This window comes from Blautia sp. Sow4_E7 (assembly GCF_052116245.1).
Taxonomy (GTDB): Bacteria; Bacillota; Clostridia; order Lachnospirales; family Lachnospiraceae; genus Blautia_A.
Genome location: NZ_JBQKLL010000023.1, coordinates 44,609 through 54,278, shown reverse-complemented (window position 1 = coordinate 54,278; position 9,670 = coordinate 44,609). Strand labels below are relative to the sequence as shown.

The following is a 9,670-nucleotide window of genomic DNA, read 5'->3' as shown; positions in this document are numbered from 1 at the left end:
TGGTGTACCGGTTAGACTGCCAAGTCTACGGCCGGGTAGCCAAGTCCGGAAGGGATAAACGCTGAAGGCATCTAAGCGTGAAGCCCCCCTCAAGATGAGATGTCCCATTCGTTAAGAAGTAAACCCCCTTGAAGACGACGAGGTAGATAGGGCAGAGGTGAAAGTGCAGTAATGCATGGAGCTGACTGTTACTAATAGGGCGAGGGCTTGACCAATAATCGCAAGGTTTAAAATTGATTCTTGACAAATTTCCGACAAGGATGTAACATGTATGTAGTTTTGAAGGTGCAAACCTTTATATTCCTCCTTAGCTCAGTCGGTAGAGCATTCGGCTGTTAACCGAAGTGTCGTTGGTTCGAGTCCAACAGGGGGAGTTTTTTATGGAAACATTCGGCTCCATGGTCAAGCGGTTAAGACACCGCCCTTTCACGGCGGTAACAGGGGTTCAAATCCCCTTGGAGTCATTGAAAAATTAAATAAAATGGCAATTTGGTGTGGCTTTACTCTGACCTTTGGTGTATAATACAATTTATAAGTATTGTGCCGATGTGGCTCAATTGGCAGAGCAGCTGATTTGTAATCAGCAGGTTATCGGTTCGAGTCCGATCATCGGCTTTTTGGACCTTTAGCTCAGTTGGTTAGAGCAACCGGCTCATAACCGGTCGGTCCTGGGTTCGAGTCCCTGAAGGTCCATTTTATTTAATATTTTCCTGGCCCGGTGGCTCAGTTGGTTGGAGCGCCGCCCTGTCACGGCGGAGGTCGAGAGTTCGAGTCTCTTCCGGGTCGCTGCTGTTTTTAACAGCTAATTAAATATCTTTTCTTTTATGGGATCTTAGCTCAGCTGGGAGAGCATCTGCCTTACAAGCAGAGGGTCATAGGTTCGAGCCCTATAGGTCCCATATGCCGCAGTGGCGGAACTGGCAGACGCCCGGGACTTAAAATCCCGTGGGTAGTGATACCCGTACCGGTTCGATTCCGGTCTGCGGCATGATTAAAGCCCTTGAGTTTTCAAGGGTTTTTTTGTTGTATGTTGCATTTCGTGTTGCATAAAAATGCCAGCAGATAAGCTCTGCTGGCAGGAAATAAAAATTCTAATTTATCAATTGTCTATTTCTATTAAATGTGATCTGCATGATTAAAAAAATCTTCCGGAGAAATATTCAGGATTTTAGAAAGTCCATAAAGCTTGATATCCGTAACGGTTCGACTCTGATCCTCAATCCGTGAAATGGAACCGCGGCAAATGTAGATGGCCATAGTCTCAAGCTTGGCAGACAATTCCTGCTGGCTCATTTTCTTCTTCAGACGCTTTTCCCGAATAATCGGCCCCACTAAATTTTTCTTCTCATTTTCTATAATTCGTGCCATAAACAATACTCTCCTTGTCTTGACATAAGACAATTCAATGATATATTATAAAAAAAGAAAGCATGTCCTATGATAGGACAATATATGTCTATGAGTGAAATAATATGACAGTATAATATAAAAAAATTTGAAGATGACACATTATGTCCATGTAAGTTTTTATAATAAAAGAAAAACTTGGGAGATTTCAGAAAAATATGGAGAGTTTAATTGATAGTAAAGCGGAACGTATATTATCCATTTATGCACAGCTAAAAGACGGCAAACTGGTCTTCAAATCTAAAGAAAGTGCAAAGTATGGAGTTACCCCCAGAACGATCCAGAGGGACATTGTGGACATTCAATGTTTTTTGCAAAATCAAGGAAATGAAACAGGAGAAGCACAGGAAATCGTATTCGATCGGAAATCCGGTGGATACAGAATGGAAACCAAGTACGAGACTAACCTGGATCAGAAAGAACTTCTGGCAGTCTGTAAAGTCCTGCTAGAAAGTCGGTCTCTTGTAAAAGATGAAATGTTTCCCATTATTAATAAACTGATTCGTTCCTGCAGTAATGAAGAGGAAAAGAACTCTTTAAAAAATTTCATTAACAATGAAATGTATCATTATACAGAACTACAGCACCATGAAAAGCTATTGGACAGAATATGGCTTTTGGAAAAGGCAGTAAAAGAGCAGCATTACATAGAAATTCAATACAAGAAATTAAAAGGGGGAGAAATTGTTTCAAGAAAAGTAAAACCGGTAGGCGTCATGTTCTCCGAGTTTTACTACTACCTGACGGCCTACATAGAAGGCATCGACGGCCAGTCCGCCTTCCAAAATCCCGACGACACCTACCCCACCATCTACCGAATTGACCGCCTCCAGACTATAAAAGTCCTAAAAGGCCGCTTCGCCGTTCCCTATACCAACCGCTTCGAAGAAGGCGAATTCCGGAAACGGGTTCAGTTTATGTATGGAGGAAAGCTGCGGAAATTGAAACTGAAATGCAAAACGCAAAGTCTGGAAGCAGTACTGGATAGATTTCCAACGGCGAAGGTTATTAAGAAGGATATGGATGGGTACGTTGTTCAGGCAGAAGTATTTGGGGATGGAGTTGATATGTGGTTACGTGGGCAGATGAATTTTATTGAGGTGTTAGTAAGTGACTGACAAAATACTATAGAGAAAATGGTAACTTTTATATGAATCAGAAAAATGCAAATAGGAATATGAAAACTAAAAGAAATGATAATGAGAAAATTTCTTCAAAAGCTCTTATCTCACACGATTTTTTTCCAGAAAGTATTTCAATAAATGAAAACAAGGTTTTTCCAATGGTTGTAATGGCTACTATGTCTAGTGGAAAAAGTACGCTGATTAATTCTTTACTAGGCCAAGATATATTACCGAGTAGAAATGCAGCCTGTACAGCAAAGAAATATGCAATTCTCGATGATGATCAGGAAAATAGTACGAAAATATACGTTACATATAAGAACGGCAATATAGAGGTTATGGAAGAGAATATTGCAGAAGAATTAGATAAAGCTATAGTAAGTTTGACACATGTTTGCCAAAAGAGTTGCGAAACGCTTCAGACACAGAACAATTTAAATATCGTACGGAAAAATTGAAGCAAAAAATAGAAAGAAATCCTGAATTTGCAAAGCAGTTTACCCCAAGACAGTTGGAACAGATTAAAGCAGGTGCACCAAGAATATCTGGTTTGACATGGCATCATAATGAACGTCCTGGAAAAATGCAATTGGTTAATTCAGCCGAGCATGAAAGATGTAGACACACTGGCGGACGTAGCATTTGGGGTGGTGGTTCAGATTGCAGGTGAGGAGGCTAATATGGGCATTGTTTGGAAATATAAAATTGATTTGGTGGACGAAAATGTATTTTCAGAAATTGAAAAGAGTAGAGAAATTAAAATTCCTGATGAAATGAAAAAGCTTATTATTGAAGGAAATGCAGCCACTCCTGAGAAAGATAATTTCATGGTTGGAGATACAGAGAGAGTGCTTGGGGCAATTTTATCTTTTAATAAGAATGAAAACGACACGGATACAGTATATACTGTACTGGAGATAATTTCAGATAAAAATTTGTTGCCATTTGCAATTGATTCTTTTGGAAATTACATTTGTTTAGCTATGGACTCTGATGAAATTGTATTTTGGAATCATGAAACAGGGAATACAACTTCAACGGGAAAGAAACTGAATGCTTTTTTGGAAAGTTTATATTAGTGAGAGACAGTAACAAGTTACATTATTTTTTGATATCAAAATAGTCGAATCTGGATTTGGGTATGAAAAAATGGTATTATATTTATAATTTTATAAACTACCAAAATCGGAGGATACAAATATGGACATCAACATGCAAAACCGCAACAAAGTACTCGCCCAAACCGTAATCAAAGGTCTGGAATCCAGAAATATGTCTGGCTACTACGCAGCAGACAAGGAAGCTGCCGTAAAGCAGGCTTTGGATTTGATTCCGGAGGGCAGCAGTATTGCTATGGGTGGCTGCACAAGTGTACATGAGATTGGATTGATTAAAGCATTAGAGGACGGCAATTATAACTACATTAACCGTGAGAAGCTGTCCCCGAGAGAGGGGCTTCTGGCAGCGTATGATGCGGACGTATTTCTTTCCAGTGCCAATGCCATTACCAGTGACGGCGTTATGGTGAATATCGATGGAAATTCTAACCGGGTTTCCTGTATTGCACAGGGACCGAAGAAGGTGGTTTTCATTGTGGGAATGAACAAGGTCTGTTCGGATCTGGATGCTGCTATGAAGCGGGCAAGAAATGTGGCGGCTCCGGCGAATGCGCAGAGATTTGAGGTGAAGACACCTTGCAAAACCACAGGAAAATGTTTTGACTGCAAATCACCGGATACGATTTGCTGTCAGTTTCTGATTACACGATATTCCCGTCATAAAGATAGAATACATGTGATTCTTGTAAATGATACTCTTGGATTTTAAACGAGGGGATTAATTGGAAACTGAAAAGAGATTTACATAACATAAAAAGAAACTTATAAAAGTACATATTACATGTTGAGTAACAACATTATTAGGATTTTTATATTGCATGAAAAAAGACCAGAGCCAGTCAGCTATGAAGCTGCCACTCTGGTCTTCCAATATTTTTGGCAAGCAAAAGTTTATCCTTGCATGCGACCTTGGTGATTGCCGTGAAGACGAGTAAAATTCGCAGGGCGCGGTTGGTCTCGTCTATAGGGCGCCGCCTGAAAGAACAAAATTTTTATTTATCCGCCCCATAATACCTGTCGCTGCCAAATCCCAGGATCAGCATAAAGATCGGCTGTAAGAAAATCAGACCGATGGCGAAGCCGATTCCGCGGCCGAAGGCCCGGGCCAGTTTTACACTGTACATAATTCCGATAATTCCTGTAATAATCCGGATCAGGGAAACGATCATGAGGAGCATTGTGCTGTCTCCGGCTGGATTGGCGTAGTTCTGGATCCAGGAAGCTACCAGGCCAAGGATGAACATCAGCCAGAAATATCCGGTCTGCCAGGCAATTTTGTAGGAAATATAATCTCCGTATACCGGAATGATACTTTTCCATCCGGCTTCCCCTGCTTTTGTAAAAATTCTCCAGTTAGCGACAATCTGAAGAATCCACCAGGTGAAAGCAAACATTACATAGATTCCGCCTAGAAACATCAAGCTGCTGATTGCAAGAAATCCCATACTTTAACTCTCCTTCCCGTTTGTGCATTAGAAATAATTGCAATTGTGTCAGAGCACTGGTAACTTTTCCCAGTAGATGCTCTTATGGGATAATTAAAGCATATTCTTATATACCTGTCAATGAACTGTTGAGGGCGCGATAAAGGAAAAATAGGGAAAGTTCGCGTGAAATTTTAGAAATAGCTATATTGAGAAAAATATTTTCCAATGAGATTACTGCGTACAGAGGATTGGAGCAGAATTAAAATGTCAAAAAATAACACCCAACAAATTCCACCTTTCTATAGACTTATCCCCCATATAATGTTACCGTTGTAAACGGAGAACGTAAAAGAAAACTTAAACCACAGGAGGAAATTTTCAATATGAAAAAAGCTACATTATTTGTAGCAACAGCTGCCCTGTTAGGCACAATCTGGGTATCTGGAGCGACTGTTTTTGCAGAGGCAGATACATTTCCGGTTACCGTAACAGATGATTTTGGAAACGAAGTTACACTGGAGAAAGTACCGGAGAGCATTGTATCCCTGGCACCAGTGAATACCGAGATTTTGTTTGCTATTGGGGCAGGAGATTCCGTAACAGGAAGAACCGATTACTGTAATTATCCGGAAGAAGCTGCAGATGTAGATTCGATCGGAACATACACAGAGCCAAACCTGGAGCTGATCTTATCCAAATCCCCAGACCTGGTTGTTGCATCCAGCTACATTGATGACAGCATCCGCCAGCAGCTGGAGGAGAACGGAACCGCAATTTTTGTAACAAATGCCAACGACCTTGAGGGCGCTGAGTACGACCTTGAGACACTTGGCAAACTGATCGGTCATGAGGCTGACGCAGAAGAAGTTGTGAAAAATATGGAAGACCAGCTGGCTGATCTGAATGCAGAGCTTGAGAATGTTGAGACTGAAAAGAGCGCATTTATCGATCTTGGAAGCCTTTACAGTGCAGGTCCAGACTCACTTCTGGACAATTCCATGAAGCTTATTAAAGTAACAAATGTGGCAGCTGACGCTGACAGTGCATGGCCGCAGCTGAGCGCAGAAGCTGTTGTTGAGGCAAACCCGGACGTATACATTTCCCTGTTTCCTACACTTGAGGATGTAAAAGCCACAGCAGGTAATTCAGAGTGGGGGCAATTTTTTGCCCCTACTTTTATAAAGAAAATTTCTTAAATATTATTGTTCACTATGCGGTCAGTAACCGCTTCGCGATGGACAGAAATCACGCATTCGCATGATTTCGTGCCGAGATTCTTGGGGGGGGCGGTGAACTTTGTTCACAACAAAAACACCTCGCAGAATATATTGCAAGTAAACAGTAACTCTTAAGCCCACAAAATATGCTAGAAGATAAGTCCATATCAGGCTGGGGACATTCTGAAATATCTGTTCTGAACAAAAAGCAGGAAAAAGTATGAAAAATAAAAAACGAAAAACCGGTTACCTCATCCTTGCGATCCTCCTATGTCTCATGATTGTATGGCTGTGCACGATCACCGGTGCGGCGTCGGTGTCTGTGGAAGATGCCAACCGCATTTTACTGAACAAACTGTTTCATCTGAATGTAAGTCTGGAGGAAATTTCCCAGAGAAATATTACCATTATCTGGAACATCCGATTTCCACGGATTATTCTTGGTTTTATTGCAGGAGCTGCGCTGGCAGTTAGTGGAGCAGGATATCAGGGAATTTTCAAAAATCCAATGGCAGATCCCTTTGTATTGGGAGTATCCTCAGGCGCGGCTTTGGGGGCAGCAATCGGAATTGTATGTCATTTTACATTTCGCATAGGAGTCTTTAACAGCACTATGCTGCTGGCTTTTGTAGGTTCTTTCGCAGCATTGATCCTGGTGTATAGCATTTCGCGTGTAGGCAGGAAAGCGCCGGTAGCTACTTTGCTTCTGTCAGGTGTGGCGATCAACTCTACACTTTCTGCGTTGATGTCCTTTCTTATGATGATGAATAAGCAGAGCATGGATCAGATCATTTTCTGGACAATGGGAACTTTGAATGGAAAAGGCTGGAACCAGATCAAGGCAGTGCTGCCGTGGGTGATCATAGGATTGACCGTTATGCTTCTTTCCAGTCGGGAACTTGATATTATGTTAACTGGAGAAGATACGGCCACACAGCTGGGGGTGAACATTGAATTTGTGAAAAGAAAAATTCTTTTTGCCTCCAGTCTGCTTACGGCGTCGGTGATCTCAGTGACAGGGATCATAGGCTTTGTAGGGCTGGTAGTTCCTCATGTGGTGCGGCTTTTTACAGGGCCGAAGCATCGGAAATTGCTGCCTGTTTCCCTGATTTTTGGCGGGGCATTTATGGTAATCTGTGATACACTGTCAAGAAGTCTGACCACGTCAGAGATCCCGGTGGGAATTATCACATCCATTTGCGGCGGTCCATTTTTCCTCTATTTACTTCGAAAATCCAAAAAAGGCGGTGGGGTTGCATGAGTGATGAAAATAAAGTGATGCTTTCTTTTTCCCACACAGCAGTTGGATATGGGGAAAAGCTGGTACTAAGCGATGTCTGCTTTCAGGTGACCAAAGGGGAGTATGTGGCGTTGATCGGTTCCAACGGTACAGGAAAATCCACGCTGATCAAGTGTGTGTCCGGTCTGCTTCCCCTTGCTGGCGACGAGATCGAGATCTGTGGGAAAAACAGCAGAAAGCTAAAGGCAAAGGAGAGAGCCCGGCTGGTGGCTGTAGTTCCACAGTCCTATTATGTGGACTATGATTTTACAGTGGAAGACATTGTGATGATGGGACGTAATCCGTACATTGATTTTCGCCATCGGGAAAGTAAGGAAGACAGGGAGATCGCGGAGCGGGCCATGAAGCTGACCCAGACGGATGTGTTCCGGGACAGGCCATACAATGAGCTTAGCGGCGGTGAGCGGCAGCGGGTAATTCTGGCGCGTGCTATCACCCAGCAGCCGGAGATCATTTTGCTGGATGAACCAACTTCTGCATTGGATCTTCACCACCAGATCGAGGTGATGGAACTGATCCGTGAGTTGAATGAGAAAGAACACATCACAGTAGTGGCAGTTCTTCACGACATCAATCTGGCATCCAGATTCTGCAGCCGAATCGTGATTTTGAAAGATGGAAAAGTAAAAGCGGATGGAACTCCCCAGGAAATTGTGAACCGGGAAGAAATGGAAGCTCTTTACAACATGAAGCTTCTGGTGAAGAATAATCCCCTGCTTGAGAAGCCTGAAATCATTCCAATCCGGGTTATGGACGAGACACAGGCGGTGAAGCCTCTTCGGATCCATGTGATCTGCGGGGAAAAAGGCGGCGTCCGTCTTCTGGAGCAGCTTGTCAATATGGGGCACCATGTAAGTGCCGGAGTTTTGAACCTGGGGAGTGATGACGATGAAATCTGCCGTTATCTGGAAATTCCCCGGATCGAGATCGGCGCCTTCCAGCCGGTGCGCCCGGAGGACCAGGAACGAAACCTGCAGATGATGGAAGCTGCGGATGTGGTGATCGTGGCAGATATACCTTTCGGGGAGGCAAATATCCGCAATCTGGATGGCCTGGAGAATATAAAAGGCGAACTTTATATAAATGAAAATATAAAGAATCAGGACTTTACGGGCGGTAAGCTTGAAAAGAGACTGGAAGAAATCCGGAAGATAAAAGAAATCAAATTTTATGGACATTTTACGGATAAAATGATAACGGAGAAGTTCAAATGAAATACATCAGTCATCTAATTCCAGATGAGGAAATGAAAGGTTTTATAGAAAAATATAACGCGGGTGTGGAAAGCATTGATTTTTCCATTTCAGACAACCTGGATCATCTGTCAAAGTCTATTAAACGGTACAGTGAAAAGATGAAATACATGGGAACGGATCAGCTGATCCTTCACGGACCTTTTCTGGATGTGAATCCCTGCGCTTACGACAGTCTGGTGAGAGAGGCAACTATGACCCGTTTTTTCCAGTGTTATGAGGCTGGTCTGGAACTGGGGGCAAAGAAGATCGTTTTCCATTCTGGAATGAACCCTTATGTGTACTATAAGGAGAGCTGGGCAGAGCATGTGGCGTTGTTCTGGCAGGAATTTATGGAGGACAGACGGGAAATAGAGGTAGTTCTGGAAAACGTTTTCGATAATGACTGGGAGCTGCTGCTGGATGTTTACAGACAGGTAGATCAGCCGAATTTCGAGCTTTGCCTGGATATCGGACATGCCCATTGCTATTCCAGCGTAGAGGTTCTGGAATGGGCGAAAAAACTGGCTCCCTATGTAACACATGTGCATGTTCATGATAACAGCGGGAATCGGGACGCCCATGTGGGACTAGGAAAAGGAAACCTTCCGTGGCAGGAAGTACTGGCGTATCTGCCGGAAAATGAGGCGCGGACCTGGACGGTTGAGTGTATGAGGGCGGAGGATGTGGCGGCTTGTTTGTCAAAGTTGTAAATGATAGTAGAAAGTTTTCCAGCCGTTTTTGTCGAATTATAGAGGAAAGTGTCGGACGATTTTTGTTGCAAAATCCTGGTATAAAACGTAGAATAATGACGGAAAGTGTGAAAAAATAAGAGAATTACTGTA

The 9,670-nt window shown here is 42.8% G+C and carries 11 protein-coding genes, 7 tRNA genes and 1 rRNA gene; 17 read left to right on the top strand and 2 right to left on the bottom strand.

The features are described from left to right. The 8 genes from ACTQ50_RS12990 to ACTQ50_RS12955 form a co-directional block, all read left to right on the top strand. A 23S ribosomal RNA gene (locus ACTQ50_RS12990) occupies nucleotides 1-215 on the top strand; the annotation flags it as partial. 86 nt (nucleotides 216-301) lie between these two features. Further along, nucleotides 302-374 (top strand) — tRNA-Asn (locus ACTQ50_RS12985). 18 nt (nucleotides 375-392) lie between these two features. Next, nucleotides 393-464: transfer RNA gene (locus ACTQ50_RS12980), tRNA-Glu, on the top strand. A gap of 78 nt (nucleotides 465-542) precedes the next feature. After that, nucleotides 543-615, top strand: a tRNA-Thr gene (locus tag ACTQ50_RS12975). Between the two features lie 4 nt (nucleotides 616-619). Continuing rightward, nucleotides 620-693, top strand: a tRNA-Ile gene (locus tag ACTQ50_RS12970). A gap of 19 nt (nucleotides 694-712) precedes the next feature. Then, nucleotides 713-786 (top strand) — tRNA-Asp (locus ACTQ50_RS12965). Nucleotides 787-826: 40 nt separating this feature from the next. Then, nucleotides 827-899: transfer RNA gene (locus ACTQ50_RS12960), tRNA-Val, on the top strand. A 3-nt stretch (nucleotides 900-902) separates the two neighbouring features. Further along, a tRNA-Leu gene (locus ACTQ50_RS12955) sits at nucleotides 903-988 on the top strand. Between the two features lie 128 nt (nucleotides 989-1,116). Here the strand turns inward: ACTQ50_RS12955 and ACTQ50_RS12950 are convergent. After that, the gene (locus ACTQ50_RS12950) at nucleotides 1,117-1,368 is read right to left on the bottom strand and encodes a helix-turn-helix domain-containing protein (protein WP_441484570.1); all 252 of its coding nucleotides are present in this window, start codon (nucleotides 1,366-1,368) and stop codon (nucleotides 1,117-1,119) included. A 197-nt stretch (nucleotides 1,369-1,565) separates the two neighbouring features. Between ACTQ50_RS12950 and ACTQ50_RS12945 the strand changes: the two genes are divergently transcribed. The 5 genes from ACTQ50_RS12945 (at nucleotide 1,566) to ACTQ50_RS12925 (ending at nucleotide 4,358) form a co-directional block, all read left to right on the top strand. Then, nucleotides 1,566-2,525, top strand: a complete 960-nt coding sequence (locus tag ACTQ50_RS12945) for a helix-turn-helix transcriptional regulator (protein WP_441484569.1) — start codon at nucleotides 1,566-1,568, stop codon at nucleotides 2,523-2,525. 32 nt (nucleotides 2,526-2,557) lie between these two features. Beyond that, the gene (locus ACTQ50_RS12940; RefSeq protein ID WP_441484568.1) at nucleotides 2,558-2,989 is read left to right on the top strand and encodes a dynamin family protein; all 432 of its coding nucleotides are present in this window, start codon (nucleotides 2,558-2,560) and stop codon (nucleotides 2,987-2,989) included. Beyond that, a complete protein-coding gene (locus tag ACTQ50_RS12935) occupies nucleotides 2,926-3,201 on the top strand; it encodes an HNH endonuclease (protein ID WP_441484567.1) in 276 nt (91 codons plus the stop codon). Before ACTQ50_RS12940 ends, ACTQ50_RS12935 begins: the two co-directional genes overlap by 64 nt. Further along, on the top strand, nucleotides 3,140-3,610 hold the full coding sequence (locus ACTQ50_RS12930) for an SMI1/KNR4 family protein (RefSeq protein ID WP_441484566.1): 471 nt from the start codon (nucleotides 3,140-3,142) through the stop codon (nucleotides 3,608-3,610). The genes ACTQ50_RS12935 and ACTQ50_RS12930 overlap by 62 nt, the downstream gene beginning before the upstream one ends. A gap of 121 nt (nucleotides 3,611-3,731) precedes the next feature. Beyond that, entirely contained in the window at nucleotides 3,732-4,358 is a 627-nt protein-coding gene (locus tag ACTQ50_RS12925) for a lactate utilization protein (protein ID WP_441484565.1), read from the top strand. Nucleotides 4,359-4,641: 283 nt separating this feature from the next. Here the strand turns inward: ACTQ50_RS12925 and ACTQ50_RS12920 are convergent, their stop codons facing one another. Further along, nucleotides 4,642-5,094 carry a DUF5684 domain-containing protein gene (locus tag ACTQ50_RS12920; protein ID WP_441484564.1) on the bottom strand — a complete coding sequence of 151 codons (453 nt, stop codon included), beginning with the start codon at nucleotides 5,092-5,094 and terminating at the stop codon, nucleotides 4,642-4,644. 365 nt (nucleotides 5,095-5,459) lie between these two features. Between ACTQ50_RS12920 and ACTQ50_RS12915 the strand changes: the two genes are divergently transcribed. The 4 genes from ACTQ50_RS12915 (at nucleotide 5,460) to ACTQ50_RS12900 (ending at nucleotide 9,538) form a co-directional block, all read left to right on the top strand. Beyond that, the gene (locus ACTQ50_RS12915) at nucleotides 5,460-6,272 is read left to right on the top strand and encodes an ABC transporter substrate-binding protein (protein ID WP_441484563.1); all 813 of its coding nucleotides are present in this window, start codon (nucleotides 5,460-5,462) and stop codon (nucleotides 6,270-6,272) included. 241 nt (nucleotides 6,273-6,513) lie between these two features. Continuing rightward, nucleotides 6,514-7,554 carry a FecCD family ABC transporter permease gene (locus tag ACTQ50_RS12910; protein ID WP_441484562.1) on the top strand — a complete coding sequence of 347 codons (1,041 nt, stop codon included), beginning with the start codon at nucleotides 6,514-6,516 and terminating at the stop codon, nucleotides 7,552-7,554. Continuing rightward, a complete protein-coding gene (locus ACTQ50_RS12905; RefSeq protein WP_441484561.1) occupies nucleotides 7,551-8,807 on the top strand; it encodes an ABC transporter ATP-binding protein in 1,257 nt (418 codons plus the stop codon). The genes ACTQ50_RS12910 and ACTQ50_RS12905 overlap by 4 nt, the downstream gene beginning before the upstream one ends. Next, nucleotides 8,804-9,538, top strand: coding sequence for a sugar phosphate isomerase/epimerase family protein (locus ACTQ50_RS12900; protein ID WP_441484560.1), 735 nt, complete (start codon nucleotides 8,804-8,806; stop codon nucleotides 9,536-9,538). The genes ACTQ50_RS12905 and ACTQ50_RS12900 overlap by 4 nt, the downstream gene beginning before the upstream one ends. The last annotated feature ends 132 nt before the right edge of the window (nucleotides 9,539-9,670 follow it).